The following is a 19138-nucleotide window of genomic DNA, read 5'->3' on the forward strand; positions in this document are numbered from 1 at the left end:
CCTGCGCGCACTGCGTTCGTTGTCAGAGCGGAACGCTTTTGCTATCATGAGGCTTACCTAATCCCCAGAAAGGAACGATTGACGATGAACACTTTGCTCGCTTGTGAAAAAGACGAGTTTTTGTCCTGTATAGAGACGGTAAAGGAACTGGAAACATCCGAGTTTGAAACATATTCCATCGTAAAGCATACCGAAACAGGTGAACACTATTTGCGCTACTTTTTGTCGCATATCAACCTGTCCGAAGGCGGCAGAAGGGACAATTACGATCACTTTTTGCCACTCGACTCCGACGACGTTCTCGGTCTGATGTTTGGCGATCAGGATTACCACTTCCCGGAAAACTGGCGCTCTTCCTACCTGCGCAGCGGCAACGACAATCGGCTGATCCCTTTTGATCCATCCGAGAATTACGATCTGGAAGAAGAAGCGGCTGCCGAGCTGGCCATGGTGGAAAAACTGGAGCAGTACAAGGCGCAATGGATGCATGCCGAAAACTTGACGGCGGAAGAAAGAGAAAAGCTGACGCAGGAGTATTTCGCGGCACTCGACAAGATTTTGAAAAAACCGGAAGAGTAAGTTGCACAAAAGCACCAAAAACGGCTATAATGCTAGGTAAACAAGCGAATCGTTGATGAGGACAGTACCCTTGGACTTACGGCTGTAGCGAATCGGGGATGGTGGAAGCCCGATGCCTGACCAAGTGCGGAAGCGCCCCTCGGAGATGCGGCCTGAACATCTGACGCTATAGATGTAAGCGTCTGGATTGTGTAGGGTTTTGCCGGGTCTGCCCGTTACAGCAGCGCAAAGCGGTTTTTGCCTCAACCAAATCATGCAGGCAAAAACAACAAGAGTGGCACCGCGGGAGCACAACCTCTCGTCTCTTTTTACAGGAGACGTAGAGGTTTTTTTATTTTTCAAGCGTTCCGTTCCAAAGCTTTTCCCATTTGAAAGGAGAATTACCATGAGTTACAAACATCAAGTGGCGGAAAAAATCGCCGCGGCCCTCACCGGACTCGGTGTGAACGATTTCTCGCAAGAAACGGTGTACAACATGCTGGAAACACCGCCAAACCCGGCTATGGGAGATATCGCTTTCCCATGTTTCCAATTGGCAAAAGCACTGCGCAAAGCTCCGCCGATGATCGCGACAGAGCTTGCGGAAAAAATAGAAGGTGCGCCGCTGCGCTCGGCACAAGCAGTCGGCCCTTACGTCAACTTGTTTCTCGATCAGCAAAACGTGGCGGAGCAAGTCATTGGCACCATCCTGGCACAAGGCAGCGCATACGGAAGCAGCGAAGCAGGCCAAGGCCGCAAAGTGCCGATCGACCTCTCCTCCCCTAACATCGCCAAGCCGTTTTCCATGGGGCACTTGCGTTCGACCGTCATCGGAAACGCGATTGCGAACATCATGGAAAAACGCGGCTACCAGCCTGTGCGCATCAACCACTTGGGTGACTGGGGCACACAGTTCGGCAAGCTGATCGTCGCCTATCGCCTGTGGGGTGACGAGGAGAAAGTCAAAGCGGAGCCGATCAAGGAGCTGCTCAGCCTGTACGTGCGTTTCCACGAAGAAGTTGAAAACGACTCTACCTTGGAAGACCAGGGCCGCGAATGGTTCAAAAAGCTGGAAGATGGCGACGCCGAGGCGCAGCATCTGTGGAAATGGTTCCGCGACGAATCACTCAAGGAGTTCATGAAAATTTACGAGCTGATGAACGTCTCCTTCGACTCCACACAAGGGGAAGCTTTCTACAACGACAAAATGGATCGCGTCGTCACCCTGCTCGAAGAAAAAGGCTTGCTGACCGAATCGGACGGCGCCATGGTTGTCAGTCTCGATGAGTACAACATGCCGCCATGCCTGATCAAAAAGTCGGACGGCGCTACTTTGTACGCCACGCGCGATCTGGCAGCCGCCCTGTACCGTCATGAGACGTACGACTTCGCAAAAGCGCTCTATGTCGTAGGAAACGAGCAGCGCCTCCACTTCCAGCAGCTCTACAAAGTGTTGGAAAAAATGGGCTACGCCTGGTCCGCCGACATGCATCACATCCCATTCGGCATGATGCTCAAAGACGGCAAGAAAATGTCCACGCGTAAAGGAAAGGTCGTCCTGCTCGAAGAAGTTTTGGCGCAGGCGATTGCCGATGTGCAAAAAGTGATTGAGGAGAAAAATCCTTCCCTCGCGAACAAGGACGAAGTTTCCCGCCAAGTCGGGGTCGGTGCCGTCATTTTCCACGACCTGAAAAACTACCGTCTGAACGACATCAACTTCTCCTGGGAAGAAATGCTCACCTTTGAAGGCGAGACAGGGCCGTACGTGCAATACACGCACGCGCGCGCTTGCTCGCTTCTGCGCAAAGGAGAGTACAAGCCGCAAACGGCTGCCACCCTCGTACCAGATGCATTGGACAGCAAGGAAGCGTGGGCAGTCATCACTTTGCTGAACAGCTTCCCGGAAGTGATTGAACGGGCCAGCGACAATTTCGATCCGTCGCAAATCGGCAAGTACGTCATCGACCTTGCCCAATCGTTCAACAAGTTCTACGCCAACGTGCGCATTTTGGCCGAGGAAGAAGACGTCAAAGCGTCCCGCCTCCAGCTCGTAGCTGCGGTAGTCGCTGTCCTGAAAGAAGGATTGCGCCTGCTCGGACTGGCTGCTCCAGAGGAAATGTAACTGTCGCAAGATCACGAAAGCCGGCTGCCTCCTGCTCTCAGGAAACGCCGGCTTTCCTTTTTGGAAAACAGCAGCCACGGCTCGCTTGTCGATATCTCACCACCTAAATCGTTCCATTTTTTGTCATGCTTTGCGATAATAAAAAGAAAAACGTCATCGGTGGTGAGTGGATGTGAGCAGAACGATACAGTTTGGCCCGTCGGAGTGCACATTGGCGCTCAGCGGCTGGCGCGCGGTGATCGCATTCGAGAACCGCATTACCATGCCGTATCGATTCATCAAGCATGTTCAAGTCGATTCCTTTACTCCCGAGCCGGGAACGCTGCGCATGCCGGGAACGGAGATTCCTTTTTCCAGCACATATGCGGGCAGATTCCTCTACGGAAACGATTGGTACTTCCTTTCCTTCGAGCGGACGAATCATCTGCTTTTGCTTGATTTGGAAGGACATGCGAAATACCGGAAAATTGTCGTGCAGGTGGAGAACCCCACCGAGATCGCCGTTACGCTGCAACAACATCTGCTCGCTCAACACGAATGAAGACAGACAACCGTTGTGAAGCAGATTCTTTTTGAAAAACGCCCTACAGAAAGTGAGATTGTTATGAAAAAAATTGTTTTGATCGCCGCAAGCTTGCTGCTCATGCTCAGCGTCCTGACTGGCTTTGACACCCCTGCCCCTGCTGCAAGCTCCCTGCAAAGCTCTTTGCAAAAATATGCCGTTCCTGTAGCGAAAATGGAGCTGCCCGCGAAGACGATTATCGGCTTTGGCGAAGCTACGCACGGAAACAAGCAGTTCACTACGCTCACGCTGGACGTATTCCGGCATGTAGTCGAGAAGCAAGGCTATCGCGTGTTTGCCATCGAAGGTGATTTTGGCGGCGCCCAGAAGGTCAACGACTTCCTTTTGGGCGGACATGTAACCGCAAACGATGCGGCAAAGGCGATCGGCTTCGCCATCTACAACACGCAAGAAATGGCCGATCTGCTGTCCTGGATGCGCACTTACAACGAAAAGCAGCCTGCCGACCAAAAAATCCATTTTTACGGATTTGACATGCAGCGCTACGATCACAACAAGACAAGGCTTTTCGCCTACTTGCAAAAAGTCGACCCTGCGCTTGCTTCTGAATCGGCAAAGGCACTCGCCAAGCTGACCGATCAAACCGTGTCCGACGAAAAGCTCGCAAAGGAGAGCCTTGCTTCGACTCGCCACATGCTCGAACGAATCAAGCAAAACAAAACCGCCTACATCGCCAAAAGCTCGGAAAAAGACTACGAGCTGGCTGTCGCCTATGCCGAATCGATCATGCAAAATGCCACTTTGCACGGAACGAACGTCCCTTACGGCAGCACGCGCGACCGCTTCATGGCCGACCGGGTCAACTGGATTCTCGCGTTTGAAAAGAAATTTTACGGACGCCAGCAACTGTTTATCGCCGGACATAACGGACACATCGAAAAAACGTCGACAACGGCTGGCATCACCGCCTCCATGGGCGCCCATCTGGCGAAAACGTGGGGCGACCAGTATTACGCGATCGGCAGCGAATTTTACGAAAGCTCGTTTCTGGCCAAAGACGCGTCAACCAATGAACGCAAGCTGTTCCATGTCAAAAACAGCGGGGAGCAGCGACTAGCCGTTCTGTTCGCGAAGACCGGAATGGCGGATGGCTTTTTGGATTTTGCCAAGACCCGCCAGGACACAGCCTTTTCCGCCTACGTGAATCGCGCCCAGCCGATCAGCGCCATCGGCGACATGTTTGCCAGCTGGTATGGCAGCATCGAGAAAATGTACACGCTGCAAATGGTTCCGGCAAAAGCGTTTGATGCGCTGGTGTTCGTGCGGACGGCGACGCCTTCTGTCATGCTCGCAGAGTGACAGCGTCCGAGCGAGCCGTTGAATGCTTGATCTACCTGACTCTACGTCAGTCGCATGTGCACACATGAGTAGACTGCAAAGCGCCGCTCCCGACACCACCGCAAAAGCCCCACCAGAATGCCGCTAAATCGAAGCGGCTCTCTGACGGGGCTTTTTTATGTGCTGTGCTTGTTTCGCTTACATGCTTGGCCTTACGAAGACAGCGTCATGTTTTCGTAGATGACGGACAGACCCATCCCGCCTGCCATGCAGAGCGTGACCATGCCGTACTTGACGCGGCTGCGCACCATTTCGTTCATCAGCGTCACGGTCAGCTTGGCGCCTGTCGCTCCGACCGGGTGACCGAGTGCGATCGCTCCTCCGTTGACATTGACCTTCGCCGGGTCCAGCTCCAGCCCTTTGATGACGGACAGCGCTTGTGCGGCAAACGCCTCGTTCAGCTCGATCAGCCCGATGTCATCCAGCGTCAGACCTGCTTTCTCCAGCGCTTTTTGCGTCGCCGGGACAGGCCCGATTCCCATTACGCCCGGCTCCACTCCTGCGCTGGCAAACGTCTTGATTTTGACCAGCGGCTTAAGACCCGCTTCCTCCGCTTTTTCCCGCGACATCATCAAGACGGCTGCTGCTCCGTCGTTCATCGGACATGCGTTGCCCGCCGTAACCGTGCCGTCTTTTTGGAAGACGCTTTTCAGCTTCGCCAAATCGTCCAGATTAATATCCGCACGCACCGACTCATCCTGGTCAAAGACGCGCGTCCCTTTGCGCTCCTTGATTGCAATCGGCACGATCTCGCTGGCAAATTTGCCTGCGGCGATGGCGGCTGCGGCTTTTTTATGGCTGTCAAAAGCGAACTGATCCTGCTCTTCGCGGGAAATCCCGTACTGGAGCGCGAGCCGCTCCGCTGTGATCCCCATGTGCTCGCCTTCCAGAGAACAGATCAAGCCGTCCGCCAAGAGAGCGTCTTCCATCGTCAAGTTGCCGAATTTGCTGCCCCAACGGTTTTTCACCAAGTACGGGACATTGCTCATGTTTTCCACGCCGCCGGCAACGACGACATCTTCCTGCCCGGCCATGATCGCGAGTGCGCCGCTTGTGATCGCCTTCAAGCCCGATCCGCACGCCTTGATCACGACATGCCCGTACACCTGGCGCGGAAATCCGGCGAGCTGCGAACTGATCCTAGCCGCGTTCAGACCGCCGCCGTGCACGTAACCGTTGCCAAAAATCACTTCATTGACTTCCTGCTTGGAAAAGCCAGACTTTTCCATCAAGCCTTCCAATACTTGCCGTCCCAGCTCCGTTGCCGGCACGTCGCGCAAGCTTTTGCCGAAAGCGCCAACTGCGCTGCGCGCCCCGGCGACAATGACTACTTCTCTCATCGCTACGCTCCCTTTCGCTTTTGCCTCGTTACCTTACAAAACCCGATTCAAAAACTCGCGTGTCCGCTCTTCTTTCGGATTGTTGAAAATTTCTTCCGGGCGCGCCATCTCCACGATTTTCCCCTGGTTCATAAAAGCGACCCAGTCCGCTACTTCTTTGGCGAATCCCATTTCATGCGTCACAATAATCATCGTCATCCCGTCCTGGGCGAGCTGCTTCATCGTTTCCAGCACTTCGCCGACCAGCTCGGGATCGAGCGCGGATGTCGGCTCGTCGAACAGCATGATCTCCGGCTTCATCGCCAGCGAACGGGCGATCGCCACCCGCTGCTTCTGACCGCCTGACAGCGAGGATGGATAGACGTCTGCTTTTTCTGACAATCCTACCTTCTGCAAAAGCTGCAACGCTTCCTGCTTCGTTTGCTCCTTGTCCGCTTTTTTCGCGATCAGCGGCGCTTCCATGACGTTTTCCAACACAGTTTTGTGCGGGAACAGATTGAAGTGCTGGAAGACCATGCCGACCTTTTGCCGCACTTTGGTCAAATCGTCCTTTTTCGGATCGATGCTCTTTCCTTCAATCAAGATATCTCCGCCATTCTTGATTTCCAAAAAGTTGATGCAGCGAATCAATGTACTCTTGCCGGAGCCGCTCGCCCCGATCAAGACGACGACCTCGCCTTTTGCCACCTCTAACGTGACGTCTTTCAACACTTCTACCTGTCCAAAGCTCTTCTTCAAGTTTTGCACGCGAATCATGACTTGCTTGTCTTCCATTGTTTTCGCCCCTTTGCTCTACACGTCACCTTTGGCCAACCGCTTTTCCATCCGATGGACGACATACGTGAAAATCATGACAATCACCAAATAGTACAAGGCGACGATCAAAAAGTACGTCATCTCGTCAAAGGTTTCTGCTGACAGACGGCGAGCCAGCGAAAACAGCTCATCCATCGCGATAAATGCCGCCAGCGACGATTCCTTCAGCGACAAAATAAACTGGTTGCCGAGCGGCGGAATCGAACGCTTCATCGCTTGTGGCAAAATGATTCTGCGCATCGTTTGAGACGAGGACATCCCGAGCGACAAGCCTGCTTCCATCTGGCCCTTGTCAATCGACTGGATGGAGCCGCGGAAAATTTCTGCGATGTACGCCCCGCTGTGAATCGCCAGAGCCAAAGCCGCTGACCAAAATTGACCGAGATCGATCATCTTGTAAAAACCGAAATAGAGGACAAAAATTTGCACAATCAGCGGCGTGCCGCGAATGACCATGATATACACGTTGGCGATGATTTGCCCAAGCTTGAACTTGGACACTTTCAACAGGGCGACGAACAGCCCGATAATCGAACCTACGATGACGGAAGCAACCGTCAGCTCAAACGTCAGCAGCAGCGGCTTCCAAAAAAACGGCAGTGTGCGAAAAAACTCTTCGGTCAAATGTGAAATACTGGGCACTCGATGCCACCCCTCGCTGATAAAATGTTCCTGTCACCCGCAGCTTTGCGCCCGCAGATGACAGGCAGTCGAACCGATGCGTCAAACTACTCGTTTTTGCTGATATCGCGTTGGAAATACTTTTCGCTCAACTGTTTGTAAGTGCCGTCTTCATGCATTTGCTTCAGCACCTCGTTGATTTTGTTCAAGAGTTCTGTGTTTCCTTTGCGCACGGCAATTCCATGCTGAACCTCTGACAGCGGCGCTCCGCTTTTCTTGATCTTCAAGCCTTGGCCAATCGCGATTTCCCCAACCACGCTATCGGTAATGACGACATCGTGCTTTCCTTGCTCCAGGGCACGCAGCGCAGTCACGTCGCTGTCGTACGTCTTGATGTTGTCGGTGTACTCGCGCGCCATTTTTTCGTGCGTAGTGCCCAGGGCAACCGCAACTTCCTTGCCTTTCAACTCTTCCAGTGTGGAAGTTGTGCCGTCCGGACGAGTGAACAGTTGACCACCGGACAAATAATATGGATCAGCAAAATCAATTTGCTGTTTGCGTTCTTCTGTAATGGCATGACTGGCAATCGCTGCGTCGTAACGCCCTTCTTTTACCCCGGCAATGATGCCGGAAAAAGGCGATGTAACCGCTTTCGGTGTAAGATTCAGCCGCTTGGCGATTTCGTTGCCGATCTCGATATCGAATCCGGTCAACTGCCCGTCTTTGAAATAGCTGAACGGCTGGTATTCACCGGAAGCCGCGAAAGTGAACACGCCCGCTTCTTTCGTCATCGAGGAACCCGCAGCTGCGCTGCCTTGTCCTCCGGTATTGCCAGTCGACGCTTCTTGTCCACACCCTGCTACGAGAAGTGACAAGGAAAACAATACTCCTGCAACGGCTTTGAGTGATTTTTTCATAGTAATTAGCCCCCTTATGATGTCTGTCAAACTGTTTCATTACTCCACCATTTGCAAATGTTCGGAAATCAAAAGCGGCGCTCCGGTATGGTAAATGACATCCTGCAATGAATACGGATACATCACCTCCGTCAGCATCAACCCTTCTGGCGTTACCTCAATGACCGCCCGCTCCGTGACAATCAGGTCGACACAGCCCTTGGCTGTCAGCGGAAACGTGCATTCCCTGCGAATTTTCGGCTCCCCGGAAAGCGTCACATGGCTCATCAGCACAATCACTTTTTTGGCGTAAAACGCCAGCTCGGCACCACCGCCGATCCCGTGAACCCTCGTCCCGGGAACGATCCAGTTCGCCAAATCTCCGCGGCGATTTACTTGCAGCGCCCCGATAAAAGCCACATCCAGCTTTCGGCGCCGGATCATGCCGTAGGCGACGGTGCTGTCAAAGTAGGAAGCCCCCGGAACGATTGTGACTGGCGCTCCCCCCGCGTTGGAAATATGCTGATCCTCTTCGCCCTGGATCGGCGTAGGCCCGACTCCGAGAATGCCGTTCACAGAATGGAACATGACGTGCCACTCGTTCGGGATAAAATCAGCGACCAGCTCGGGAATCCCGATCCCCAGATTCACGGCCATTCCCGGCACGATTTCCTTTGCGGCCCGGCGCGCAATCATGTTGCGTTGATCCATTGTCAGTCGCATCAGCTGTTCCCCCCGCTGCGATTCACCATGTAATCGACAAAAATGCCTGGCGTCACGATTTTTTCCGGGTCCAGCTCGCCTGCCGGAACGATTTCTTCCACTTCAGCGATCGTGATTTCCGCCGCCATCGCCACCAGCGGGTTCAAATTTCTCGCCGACTTGTCGTAGATGAGGTTGCCGTACGTGTCCGCCTGTTTTGCGTAGACGATGCCCACATCCGCCGTCAGCGCCGGCTCCATCCAACAGGGCTTTCCCTCGAACAGCACCGCTTCCCGGCCGTCTGTCGCTTCTCCCCACATGCGCGCATCGACGAGAATCCCGGGTATGCCCACGCCCCCGGCGCGAATTTTTTCGGCAAAAATGCCTTGGGGGCAAAATGTTACCGCAAGACGTCCGTCCATCATCTGCTGACCTGCTTCGGGATTGGAGCCGATATGGGTCGTCAGCAGCTTTTTGACCCGTCCGTGGCTGATCAGCTTGCCAATCCCCACATCGGGGTATCCGGCGTCAATCCCGATCAAGGTCAGGTCGCGCACTCCCTTTTGCAGAAGCGCATCAATCAGCAAGGCCGGAGAACCGATCGTCCCAAAGCCGCCGTACATCAGCCGTGCTCCGTCTTGTACACATTCCATTGCTTGGTCGCGCGTCACCAGTTTTGATAGCATAGCATGGCCATTCCTTATCTCTCTTGATTATTGGGCAAAGTCGCTTTCGTCTTCTTCGTTGTAGCAAGTCTCGTGCCAATGCCGCAAATGCTGAATCGTAGCGAAAATTGCCGAAACTATGTTTTTTCTGACGAATCGAATCAGACTCACTTTTGAATCGAAATCAAGAAAAACAGGCTTGTTTACGCCGAATTGATATCGACTCACATTTTTTCAAATCCGACTCACTATACAACGGACGGTTTCATCCTGTACAATCAGTTCAAAAATGGGGGGAGCGAATCGCCAATGGAAAAAGATGCGGAGATTTTGGCCCTGTCGTCTGTCGATCGCTTCATCGACATATTGAACTCGCTGGCGGACGGCATTTTCATCTCGGATGCGCAAGGCACGACTCTCTGGTTGAATAAAGCGAGCGAAAACTTGTGCGGCATGCCCAAAGCAGAATTGATCGGACAAAACGTGGCGGATCTGGAGGAGATGGGCATTTTCAGCCCGTCTGTGACACGTCTCGTCCTCGAATCCGGCAAGCCGACGACGACAATCCAGCTGGTGAACAGCAGAGGAAAATTTCTCGTGACGGGGCATATCATCCCTGATGAAGCTGGCAATCCGGAGCTGATCGTCGCCCATTCCCGCGACATCACAGAAGCGGCGCGGGCCAGCTCGCAGCTCGAAGAAACCGTGGCCCTGCTCAAGCGCTACAGCGAGGAGCTGCAACTGATGAAGCGCGAGGCGAATCAAAGCTCGTCGCAGACGCTGATCGGCAACAGCCGCTCCTATCTGGCGCTGATGGAGCTGATCAAAAAAGTCGCCTTGGCTGATACGACTGTCCTGATCACAGGGGAAACCGGCGTGGGCAAAAGCCATCTCGCCGAGCAAATCCACCAGCTGAGCGAGCGCAGCACCGGACCTTTTATCCATGTGAACTGCAGTGCCATCCCGGAAACGTTGATCGAGTCGGAGCTGTTCGGCTACCACAAAGGGGCGTTTACCGGAGCCAACCATTCAGGCAAAATCGGCTTGGTCAAAATGGCGGACAAAGGCACGCTGTTTCTCGACGAGATCAGCGAGCTGCCCTATCACCTGCAATCGAAGCTGCTCCTGCTTTTGCAAAACAAAACATTCATGCCGATCGGCGGCACGAAAACCTACACGGCCGACATCCGCATCATCGCCGCCACGAACACGAACTTGCAGGAGCTGGTGCGCCTCGGCAAGTTCCGGCACGACCTGTACTACCGACTGAACATTTTGCCGATCAACGTGCCGCCATTGCGCGAGCGCAAAGACGATATATTCCCGCTCTTGCACCACAACCTGCAAAAATTCAACGCCAAGCATAACCAGAAGCGGCGGTTTACGTCAGATGTGCTGGATGTGCTGCACCAGTACGACTGGCCGGGAAATGTGCGCGAGCTGGAAAACTTGGTGGAGCGCATCGTCATCACCTCCAAGCTCGACGAGATTTCTGTCACCGATTTGCCGGAAGAACAGCGCAGTATTCGCGAGCTGGAGGAAGGCATCCTCACGTTAGGCTCGCTGTCCCTGACGGAGCGCATGGAAAAAATCGAAGTGGAGTTTATTATGCAGGCACTGCGCATTCACAAAACAACCCGCAAGACGGCTGCCGCTTTGGGGATTACACAGTCGCTGCTGATGCGGCGGATCAAGAAATACGGGATTGCCTTGGAAGACGAGGAGGACGCTTGAGAAAAGCGGCCGTGGACAAGCCGAAACCTGCTGCAAGTCGCTGGTAAAAGGGCTGACCACTTGCACTCGCGAAAAAAGCATGCCGGACATTCCGTTCACAGCTAAACGGTTGTCTGCGGGCTGTCAGCTGTTCGCAGCCCATCCACGGAACAGCAAAAAAGCGCTCAACACGTGAGCGCTCTTTTCTGTGACCTTTTCGTCTGACTTATTCCTCGATTTTCTTGGCGGTTTTGCCAAACCACGTCTTCGCAACCAGCTCCACCACTTGCTTCGGCAGCGATTGTGGCGCTTGCACTTCATTGCCCGCCGCATCCACGCTCCGGTAGAGCAAAGCGGTGTCGTCAGCCGGATCGGACTTCGTTTGCAGCGTCAAATCCCCGATTTGTCCCGCGTTTGTCCATTCCTCGATCATCAGCTGGTATTCGCCTGGTGCCAGCTCGATATAGTCGTCCTCTGTCACATCGATGACAGCGAACCCGTCGTGCTGGATATCGGCATCGTATGTATTCCCGTTCGCTGTCTCGTAAAGCGCCAGCTCCTCAGGGTTGTTCAACACTTCTTTCAGCGAAGCAAAGTCAGCAATCGTCACTTTGATCCGTTTTGCCATTGGTAACTCCTCCCTCATTGACCACACATCACATCATTTCACACTGTATCACAATATGGTCAAGCCTGCCACTCACCCGCCAACTGACGCACATGTCTGATTTCTTCCCGGTGCCCGCCGTCTGTCCCTCTCGCTGTCTCCAGGACAATCGGCAAGCCGTGCAGCTCAGGCGTGCGCAGAAACTCCGCGAAAGCCTCGTCACCAATCATCCCTTTTCCGATTGGGGCGTGCCGATCCCGAAACGAGCCGCTCGGATAGACCGAATCGTTCAAATGCACCGCGCGCAGATGGGAAAAGTAGTCCAGCTCGCGCATCCGCTCGGCAACCTCGCGCCAGTTTTCCCCGTTCCACAGCCCGCTGGCAAACGCGTGGCACGTATCGAGACAAAACCCGACCTTTTCTGGTTCCGCGAGCAATTGCCGCACTTGCGTCAATTCTTCCAGCGTAATGCCCATCCGGTTTCCCTGCCCCGCGTTGTTCTCAATCAACAGTTTGGCCTGCCCGCTCCAGCCAGCGAGAATCTCGTTCATCATCTGAATCATGCGTCTGTATCCGGCAAGCACATCCGGCCCTTTGTCCTGTCCGAAATGGACGACGACGCCGAGCGCCCCGCACGCCTCCGCAATCTCCAGATCGTTGCGCACCGAAGCGACCGTTACCTCGTACAAATCGGCCGTCTCGACACACAGATTGACGAGATAAGCGGTATGGGCAATCGCCAGCATGCCGTGCTGTTCGCAAAACGCCCGGCAAGCCGCGGTATCGCGGGAAGCAAACGACTTGACTCCCAGACTGCGCGGGTTTTTCGGGAAAAACTGAAAAGAAGCGCCCCCCTCCTTGTGCGCCGTTCTGGCAGCCTCTTCGTAACCGTTGCGAATGCTGACGTGACACCCGATTTGCATCGCTCTTCCCCCCTCGTACGCTCCCTTCATTTTTCCCTGGCTCCTGCTTTCTCACACGTCCTTTCCGGCAAACAACCCTTGCACTTCTTGCGCATTTCCGCTACACTTTTATTAAACCGAACGTTCAGTCTATAAAAAGGAGTTTACTGCATCATGTCCAGACGCCGCCTAGATGGGGAGAAAACGAAACAACATATCGCCGAAAAAGCAACCGAGCTGTTTTCGCAAAAAGGCTACCTGGCGACTTCCATTGAAGATATTTGCCAGGCGACTGGTGCGAGCAAAGGCAGCCTTTACTACCACTTCAAAAGCAAGGAATATTTGTTTTTGTATTTGCTGGAGAAGCAGTACACGGAATGGTCAGGGCTGTGGCAAGAAAAAGAAAAACAGCACGCCACCTCTGTCGAAAAGCTGTATGCCCTGGCTGCTTTTTTGCTGGAAGACTTTTTGTCCCACCCGCTTCGCCGAGCAGGAGAAGAGTTTGCCGGAAGCCAGCTTGCCGATCCGGCCATCATGGAACAGGTCCTGACGATGCTGTCTTCTTCCTACACGCTGTACATCCCGATCTTTGAGGAGGGCATCGCGCGCGGGGAATTTGCCGATGGCGACCCTCGGGAATTGGCGATGATTTTGGAAGGGTACATAACGGGCCTGATCAATGTCGGCTTGAATATGGGCGAAGAAAACCTTTTTGACCTGATGAAAAGAGGAATTGATATTTTGCTGCATGGTATCGCCGCCAAGTAGCTTTTTTTTCAGGTTTATTTAGACCGAACGTTCGGTTTAATTTCTTGCGGGAGTGGTTGAAATGAAATCGATTTGGGGAAACCGGATCTTTTTGACCGTTTTTGTCACCGATACTTTGGAAAATATCGGGATTTGGATCAGGAATATGGCTTTGCTGTACTACGTCATGGAAACGAGCGGCAACAATCCGACCGCCGTGTCACTGTTAACCGCGATCGAGCTTGTGCCGATCTTGTTGTTTTCGATCATCGGCGGGGCGCTTGCGGACCGCTGGAATCCGAAGCGGACGATGATGACGGGCAACTTGTTAAGTGCCTTGTCCGTGCTGCTGATCGTGTATTTGCTCTGGCACGGGATGTGGGTTGCCGTCTTTTTCGCTACTTTCATCTCGGCAGTCGTGTCCCAGTTTTCCCAGCCGTCGTCTGCCAAGCTGTTAAAAAGACACATTCCGGAAGAACACGTCGGAGTGGCCGTCTCCATCTCGCAAAGCATGAGCGCACTCTTTTTGCTTGGCGGCCCGGTCATCGGCAGTTTTTTTTACGAACAATGGGGCATCTACCCTTCGCTGATAGCCATGGCAGCTCTGTTTCTGCTCTCCACGCTCATTTTGAGCCTGCTTCCTAACGCTGCAACAGCTCCAGAAGAACAGAACGGCACACTTTTCTCCGAGATCAAGGCAGGTTTCGCCTACGTCAAAAACCACCCGTCCTTGCGCGGAATTGCGCTTGCCTTTGCCTGCCTCGGCCTGGCCTCTGGGTTGATCAACCCACTCGAAGTGTTCCTGGTCACGGAGCGGCTCCAGCTGCCGAAAGAATCGGTCCAATGGTTTGTCGCCCTGGAAGGGTTGGGCATGCTTGTGGGCGGCGTATTCGCCTCCTTGTCCGTGCAACGCTTGAACAGCCGTTTTGTCATCACAGGCGGCTTGATCTTCTTCGCGCTTTCCATCGTGGTGGAAGCCTTGTCTGTCTGGGTTGTCGTGACAGCTTCCATGCGCTTTTTCACCGGAATCGGGATGGCTTTTCTGGAAATCGTGATCGGCATGCGCATGATCAAGTTCGTCGACGAGGCGTACGTTGGTCGGGTAAACGGAACGATTACCCCGCTGCTCGTCGGATTGATGATGATCGGTTCGTTCGCAGCCGGCCCGCTCATGCAGATGACCTCGCTGATCAGCGTGTTTGTAATCGCAGGTGCCATCGTCCTCGTCGCTGCCTGGGGATGCTCGCGGATTCCGTGGGAAACCGCCTCGGATGCCGCCGCCCTGGAAAGCAAAGAAGCTGCCCGCAGTGCGGACAGCTTGCCAGTTCATAAATGAGCTTATGATTTGACGATCAACAGCGGTGTTTTGGTGCGGTGGATCGTTTTGAAGGTGACGCTGCCGAGCAAAGTGCCCGCGATGCCGCCCAGGCCATGGTGGCCGAGTACGATCAGGCCAACGTTTTCCTCTTCGGCTGTTTGACGAATCGCTGTTGCAGGATCGCCAATCACGACTTTGCTCTCATAAGGGATTTGCGCTGCTTCCAGCACTTCTTCGCAAGTGCGAACGGTTTCTTTTCCCCAGTTTTCCAGAGTCGCTGTGTCTTCCCAGCCTACACCGTACACACCAGCGTAAGCAACAGGAGGAGTGACGACACTCAGGAGCAGGTAAGAAACGCCAGGAATGCCCTCGCTCAAAGCGATTGCTTTTTGCGCCGCGTTTTTCGCTTGCTCCGAGCCGTCCACCGTGATCAAAACTTTTTGCCAGGGGAAGCTGTCGGCATCTGTCTCCTCGGCAATGAGGAACACAGGCAACTGCGCATCGTGAATGGTTGGGTAGCTGACGCTTTGCAGCAAGAATCCGGTAATCCGGCCATATCCGTGCGTACCCATCACGATCGCGGCATACTCGCCGTTCGTAGCGTGCTTGGAGATGACTTCATGCGGCTCTCCGAACTCGATTTCCAGCTCGTAAGGAACGCCTGCCTCTTCTACGATCGTGAGGAACTTTTTCAAATCTTCTTTTGCTTCGTCCAATTGAAAATCTTCCACGCTCTGTTGTCCGAGCTTTCTTACGACATTGCGTGAAGGAAATGGAGGAATGGCATGAAGCAAGGTCAATTCATGCTTATTTTTGGCGTACGCAAGAGCGAAGCGAACCGCCTGGATCGACTGTGCAGAAAAATCTACTGGTACTAGAATACGGGACATAAGGACACGTCCTTTCCTCTTCTTCGTCGCAAAAAGTCGATTCTTACGACTTTTTGCCTGCTTTCATTGTAGACTTGCTCCCTAGTTATGTATGTAGGGGAATTCCCTGATCTTGGCATTCCAAAAACCCTTAGGACTGGCTGTGCGCTATTCCATCACCCCTGTAATAAAAATGGTAGGCTCTGCGCCGAGATCGATGTCACAAATCTCGTGATCCTCTGCCATCCGCCGATTGGCCTGCTGCTCTCGCCGGATGACCCGGACGACAGGGCGGGCTGGCAAGCCGCGGTTTTGGTCGATGACGACGCCGACTTCGCCTGTACTCAGCTTGAGTGACGTTCCGGTCGGATACATGGCAATCGAGCGCAGAAAATGAACGACCATTTTGTGATCGAAACGCTTTTCCGCCAATCCCATGACCTGCTCGCATGCTTCATAGGCCGCCATCGTCTCCTCTTCTTCGGAAAAAGGCGAAATGAGATTGTCGTAGTAATTGCAAATCGAGACGATTTTGGCGAAATCGTGAATCTCGTCTCCGCTGAGGCCGCGGGGCACGCCTGTCCCGTCGACCCATTCGTGGTGCTGCAAGGGAACGTGCGCAGACACGATGCTCATCTCGTGTTTTTTGCGCAATATGTCAAACCCTAGCCATGTATGATGATTGGTCTTGTTGTTTTTCTTGTAGGCAGGCGCTTCCTTGTCGACCGACAGTTTGCCGATGTCATGCAAAAGGGCGCCAATCGCCAGTTCTTTCAACTGCGTCGTGTTGTACCCGAGACCCACGCCCATGACCGTCGCCATCATGCAAACATTGAGTGAATGGATGTACAGGGCGTTGTCGGTCGTGCGAATTTCCCCCAGATTGAGCAGCACCTTGCGATTGCGCAGCGTCTCCTCGACGATATTTCCGACCGACTTTTGGATGCCGCGCACGTCGAACTGCTTGCCCGACTGGACACAAGCAATCGCCCCGGACAGATTGCGGATCGCATCTTTTCTCGTCGTCTCTGTCACGACTTCCTGTTCTTTGATCTCGTCGAAAAAAGGGTCTTTGATACTGAGCATCGTCACCCCGAAACGACGCAACTTGTTAATCATTCCGACGGTCAGCTGCACGCCCGTCTGCAACAGCGTCAAGCCCTCGCTTGTATAAATGCTGCGAGCCAGCACATCTCCAGGCTCGACTTGATCCACACTCACATATTTCATGGGGTCAATCCTCCTGATTCCTCTTCCCCTGATGCTTTTTCCCTATATTAGCATTGAAAAAACATGTTTCGCCGCTGTTTTTATGAACATTCCCACACAAAAAAGACCTTTGCGGGCAGAAAGCACCTGATTGATCCGGTACTTTTTGCACAAAAGTCTTTCGTGTCGTTATTTTTTAAAGGAATCAGTCCCACCAGCTGCGATCAGCCATGCTTTTCAGGAAGGCATCAACCACAATCGGGTCAAATTGCGTTCCTTTGCCGTCGATCAACTGCTCGACTGCTTCGCCGTATGGGAGAGCGGGACGGTACAGTCGAACGGTTGTCATCGCATCGAAAGCTTCTGCTACAGAGACGATTTTGGCGCCGAACGGAATCTCTGCTGAAGAAAGGCCATGGGGATAGCCCTGCCCATCCATCCGTTCGTGATGGTACAGGATCGTCTGATCGATTCCCCGATTTTGCAGCGGGCCAATCATTTGCACGATCGCGCACCCTGTCTCCGGGTGTTTCTTGATCAGTTCCCATTCTTCCTTCGTCAGCTCGCCGTATTTCCGCAAGATCGAATCTGGCGTACCGATTTTTCCGATGTCATGCAGCAGGCCAGCGATATACATATTGGCACATTCCTCTTCGCCCAGTTGAAACTGGTTGGCGATTTTCCAGGCGTAAAACCCGACGTTGAGCGAGTGTTGGTACGTATACGGATCACGAGCATTCACACTGGTGATGAGCGAATGAATCGTGTCGATCATGAGATTCGTCGTGGCTTGATGACAATACAACATTGTTTTTAACAGTTTTTGCAATGGTGCCTCCTCGATCCAAAAAATGCGTCGGCACGCTCGCTACCCTTTGAGCAGGAGAGCGGAGATGAGCTCTCCTTGTTGTACTCCTTTCCCGCCAGCGGGAATCTTGATCAGGCAATCGGAATCTTTGATCGATACGGTAACGCTTGACTGATCCATTCCGACAGGCTCAACGAATAGCTTGCCTTCGCTTACATAAGACTTGCCGCGAACATAGCGCGGATAGGCATTGACTTTGCTGAACTCTTTTCCCAAAAAGGCTGTGCATTCCTGCCGGTATCTCTGGGACTGGCCTTGCATCCCCAAAATAACCGGGCGGACAAACAGCTCAAAACCGACAAAACACGCTCCCGGATTGCCTGACAGCGCAAATAAAAACTGCTCGTTCCAAACGCCTGCCGTCGTCGGGCTACCGGGACGCATCGCTACTTTGTTAAACAGCATTTCCCCGTCCCAGTTTTGAAACAGGTCTACCAAAATATCGTAGTCGCCTACCGATACCCCACCGGATGTCACGACAAAATCCGCTTGAGAAAATGCTTCCAAGACAAGCGACTGCGCTTTCGCCGCTTCATCCGGGATGGCGCCCATCAGCAAAGGGATTCCTCCTGCTTCGCGGATCAACGCTTGCAGCATATAGGAGTTGCTGTTGCGAATTTTCCCCTGCGTCAGTGGCGCTTCCACAGGCAAAAGCTCCGAGCCCGTTGCGAAAATCGCAATCGTCGGACGCTTGCATACGTGGACATGGTGGAAACCGAATATAGCCAACAGCGCCGTTTCACCTGCGCCAATTTTTGTTCCTTTCTGCAACACACAATCGCCCTGCGTGATTTCGTCACCAATCGAAGTCAGATTTTTTCCGGCTGGAATCTCTTTTCGGATGGAAATGCAGGTTTTGCCCTCTTTTTCGCTCTCCTCCGTCATTTCCAGCATGATCACAGCGTCTGCTTGCTCGGGCACCATCGCGCCTGTCATGATCCGCGAAGCCGTTTTGGGCGAGACGGCTTTCGTCGGGACAAAGCCGCACGGAATATGCTCGATCACTTCCAAACAGACGGGAGATTCAGGCGACGCTCCTTTGGTAGAACTGGACATAATAGCGAAACCGTCCATCCCGGAGCGGCGAAAATGCGGCATGTGCGAAGGCGCGAACACATCCTCTGCCAATGTGCGGCCGTAGGCATTTTCCAACGAAACTTGTTCCACGCCAAGCGGACGCAGATGCTGCTCGATTCTGCGCTGCGCTTCCTCCACCTGGACGGTATTTCGACGAAAACGGTTGACGCTTGCCCCTTTTTCCATG

The 19138-nt window shown here is 53.5% G+C and carries 19 protein-coding genes and 1 other annotated feature; of the genes, 7 read left to right on the forward strand and 12 right to left on the reverse strand.

The annotated features are described in order from the left end of the window. Positions 1-84: 84 nt before the first annotated feature. From DEP07_RS24265 to DEP07_RS24280, 4 genes are all read left to right on the forward strand, one after another. Positions 85-579: a hypothetical protein gene (locus DEP07_RS24265; RefSeq protein ID WP_122965890.1), complete on the forward strand. Its 495-nt coding sequence runs from the start codon at positions 85-87 to the stop codon at positions 577-579. Between the two features lie 43 nt (positions 580-622). Next, positions 623-888 (forward strand) — a binding site (T-box leader). Positions 889-964: 76 nt separating this feature from the next. Then, a complete protein-coding gene (argS, locus tag DEP07_RS24270) occupies positions 965-2680 on the forward strand; it encodes an arginine--tRNA ligase (protein WP_173595633.1) in 1716 nt (571 codons plus the stop codon). 172 nt (positions 2681-2852) lie between these two features. After that, a complete protein-coding gene (locus DEP07_RS24275) occupies positions 2853-3221 on the forward strand; it encodes a hypothetical protein (RefSeq protein ID WP_122965734.1) in 369 nt (122 codons plus the stop codon). Between the two features lie 63 nt (positions 3222-3284). Then, positions 3285-4562, forward strand: coding sequence for an erythromycin esterase family protein (locus DEP07_RS24280; protein WP_287103145.1), 1278 nt, complete (start codon positions 3285-3287; stop codon positions 4560-4562). Between the two features lie 191 nt (positions 4563-4753). On the opposite strand, the gene DEP07_RS24285 is transcribed toward DEP07_RS24280, so the two are convergent. The 6 genes from DEP07_RS24285 to DEP07_RS24310 all read right to left on the reverse strand — a co-directional run bounded on the left by DEP07_RS24285 (position 4754) and on the right by DEP07_RS24310 (position 9662). Further along, positions 4754-5941 carry a thiolase family protein gene (locus tag DEP07_RS24285; RefSeq protein ID WP_217021722.1) on the reverse strand — a complete coding sequence of 396 codons (1188 nt, stop codon included), beginning with the start codon at positions 5939-5941 and terminating at the stop codon, positions 4754-4756. Positions 5942-5974: 33 nt separating this feature from the next. Beyond that, the gene (locus DEP07_RS24290; protein ID WP_122965731.1) at positions 5975-6715 is read right to left on the reverse strand and encodes an amino acid ABC transporter ATP-binding protein; all 741 of its coding nucleotides are present in this window, start codon (positions 6713-6715) and stop codon (positions 5975-5977) included. An 18-nt stretch (positions 6716-6733) separates the two neighbouring features. Next, on the reverse strand, positions 6734-7399 hold the full coding sequence (locus DEP07_RS24295) for an amino acid ABC transporter permease (RefSeq protein WP_063227804.1): 666 nt from the start codon (positions 7397-7399) through the stop codon (positions 6734-6736). Between the two features lie 86 nt (positions 7400-7485). Beyond that, the gene (locus DEP07_RS24300) at positions 7486-8295 is read right to left on the reverse strand and encodes a transporter substrate-binding domain-containing protein (protein ID WP_173599195.1); all 810 of its coding nucleotides are present in this window, start codon (positions 8293-8295) and stop codon (positions 7486-7488) included. A 39-nt stretch (positions 8296-8334) separates the two neighbouring features. Further along, positions 8335-8997, reverse strand: a complete 663-nt coding sequence (locus DEP07_RS24305) for a 3-oxoacid CoA-transferase subunit B (RefSeq protein WP_122965729.1) — start codon at positions 8995-8997, stop codon at positions 8335-8337. Beyond that, complete coding sequence (locus DEP07_RS24310; RefSeq protein WP_122965728.1) at positions 8997-9662, reverse strand: CoA transferase subunit A; 666 nt, start codon at positions 9660-9662, stop codon at positions 8997-8999. The genes DEP07_RS24305 and DEP07_RS24310 overlap by 1 nt, the downstream gene beginning before the upstream one ends. 288 nt (positions 9663-9950) lie before the next feature. Here DEP07_RS24310 and DEP07_RS24315 point away from each other — a divergent pair, with 288 nt between their 5' ends. Then, positions 9951-11375: a sigma-54 interaction domain-containing protein gene (locus DEP07_RS24315; protein ID WP_122965726.1), complete on the forward strand. Its 1425-nt coding sequence runs from the start codon at positions 9951-9953 to the stop codon at positions 11373-11375. A gap of 205 nt (positions 11376-11580) precedes the next feature. Here the strand turns inward: DEP07_RS24315 and DEP07_RS24320 are convergent, their stop codons facing one another. Next, positions 11581-11982, reverse strand: a complete 402-nt coding sequence (locus tag DEP07_RS24320) for a hypothetical protein (protein WP_063227799.1) — start codon at positions 11980-11982, stop codon at positions 11581-11583. A 59-nt stretch (positions 11983-12041) separates the two neighbouring features. Then, positions 12042-12884 carry a deoxyribonuclease IV gene (locus DEP07_RS24325; RefSeq protein ID WP_173595630.1) on the reverse strand — a complete coding sequence of 281 codons (843 nt, stop codon included), beginning with the start codon at positions 12882-12884 and terminating at the stop codon, positions 12042-12044. Between the two features lie 153 nt (positions 12885-13037). Between DEP07_RS24325 and DEP07_RS24330 the strand changes: the two genes are divergently transcribed. Both DEP07_RS24330 and DEP07_RS24335 read left to right on the forward strand, forming a co-directional pair. Then, positions 13038-13631 (forward strand): TetR/AcrR family transcriptional regulator, encoded by a 594-nt coding sequence (locus tag DEP07_RS24330; RefSeq protein WP_122965725.1) that lies wholly within the window; start codon positions 13038-13040, stop codon positions 13629-13631. A gap of 61 nt (positions 13632-13692) precedes the next feature. Beyond that, positions 13693-14946, forward strand: coding sequence for an MFS transporter (locus tag DEP07_RS24335; protein ID WP_242771888.1), 1254 nt, complete (start codon positions 13693-13695; stop codon positions 14944-14946). 2 nt (positions 14947-14948) lie between these two features. On the opposite strand, the gene DEP07_RS24340 is transcribed toward DEP07_RS24335, so the two are convergent. The 4 genes from DEP07_RS24340 to DEP07_RS24355 form a co-directional block, all read right to left on the reverse strand. Then, on the reverse strand, positions 14949-15818 hold the full coding sequence (locus DEP07_RS24340) for a universal stress protein (RefSeq protein WP_122965723.1): 870 nt from the start codon (positions 15816-15818) through the stop codon (positions 14949-14951). 147 nt (positions 15819-15965) lie between these two features. After that, positions 15966-17027 carry an HD-GYP domain-containing protein gene (locus tag DEP07_RS24345; RefSeq protein ID WP_122965722.1) on the reverse strand — a complete coding sequence of 354 codons (1062 nt, stop codon included), beginning with the start codon at positions 17025-17027 and terminating at the stop codon, positions 15966-15968. Between the two features lie 184 nt (positions 17028-17211). Further along, complete coding sequence (locus tag DEP07_RS24350) at positions 17212-17835, reverse strand: HD-GYP domain-containing protein (RefSeq protein ID WP_274875200.1); 624 nt, start codon at positions 17833-17835, stop codon at positions 17212-17214. Positions 17836-17874: 39 nt separating this feature from the next. Beyond that, complete coding sequence (locus tag DEP07_RS24355) at positions 17875-19137, reverse strand: molybdopterin molybdotransferase MoeA (protein ID WP_122965721.1); 1263 nt, start codon at positions 19135-19137, stop codon at positions 17875-17877. Position 19138 lies beyond the last annotated feature (1 nt).

The organism is Brevibacillus sp. (assembly GCF_003521185.1).
Taxonomy (GTDB): Bacteria; Bacillota; Bacilli; order Brevibacillales; family Brevibacillaceae; genus Brevibacillus; species Brevibacillus parabrevis.

Excerpts from the sequence above, each read along its gene's own strand:
- DEP07_RS24265 (WP_122965890.1), top strand. The coding sequence starts at position 85 with ATGAACACTTTGCTCGCTTGTGAAAAAGACGAGTTTTTGTCCTGTATA.
- argS (WP_173595633.1), top strand. The coding sequence starts at position 965 with ATGAGTTACAAACATCAAGTGGCGGAAAAAATCGCCGCGGCCCTCACC.
- DEP07_RS24280 (WP_287103145.1), top strand. The coding sequence starts at position 3,285 with ATGAAAAAAATTGTTTTGATCGCCGCAAGCTTGCTGCTCATGCTCAGC.
- DEP07_RS24285 (WP_217021722.1), bottom strand. The coding sequence starts at position 5,941 with ATGAGAGAAGTAGTCATTGTCGCCGGGGCGCGCAGCGCAGTTGGCGCT.
- DEP07_RS24290 (WP_122965731.1), bottom strand. The coding sequence starts at position 6,715 with ATGGAAGACAAGCAAGTCATGATTCGCGTGCAAAACTTGAAGAAGAGC.
- DEP07_RS24300 (WP_173599195.1), bottom strand. The coding sequence starts at position 8,295 with ATGAAAAAATCACTCAAAGCCGTTGCAGGAGTATTGTTTTCCTTGTCA.
- DEP07_RS24305 (WP_122965729.1), bottom strand. The coding sequence starts at position 8,997 with ATGCGACTGACAATGGATCAACGCAACATGATTGCGCGCCGGGCCGCA.
- DEP07_RS24310 (WP_122965728.1), bottom strand. The coding sequence starts at position 9,662 with ATGCTATCAAAACTGGTGACGCGCGACCAAGCAATGGAATGTGTACAA.
- DEP07_RS24315 (WP_122965726.1), top strand. The coding sequence starts at position 9,951 with ATGGAAAAAGATGCGGAGATTTTGGCCCTGTCGTCTGTCGATCGCTTC.
- DEP07_RS24320 (WP_063227799.1), bottom strand. The coding sequence starts at position 11,982 with ATGGCAAAACGGATCAAAGTGACGATTGCTGACTTTGCTTCGCTGAAA.
- DEP07_RS24325 (WP_173595630.1), bottom strand. The coding sequence starts at position 12,884 with ATGCAAATCGGGTGTCACGTCAGCATTCGCAACGGTTACGAAGAGGCT.
- DEP07_RS24330 (WP_122965725.1), top strand. The coding sequence starts at position 13,038 with ATGTCCAGACGCCGCCTAGATGGGGAGAAAACGAAACAACATATCGCC.
- DEP07_RS24335 (WP_242771888.1), top strand. The coding sequence starts at position 13,693 with ATGAAATCGATTTGGGGAAACCGGATCTTTTTGACCGTTTTTGTCACC.
- DEP07_RS24340 (WP_122965723.1), bottom strand. The coding sequence starts at position 15,818 with ATGTCCCGTATTCTAGTACCAGTAGATTTTTCTGCACAGTCGATCCAG.
- DEP07_RS24345 (WP_122965722.1), bottom strand. The coding sequence starts at position 17,027 with ATGAAATATGTGAGTGTGGATCAAGTCGAGCCTGGAGATGTGCTGGCT.
- DEP07_RS24355 (WP_122965721.1), bottom strand. The coding sequence starts at position 19,137 with ATGGAAAAAGGGGCAAGCGTCAACCGTTTTCGTCGAAATACCGTCCAG.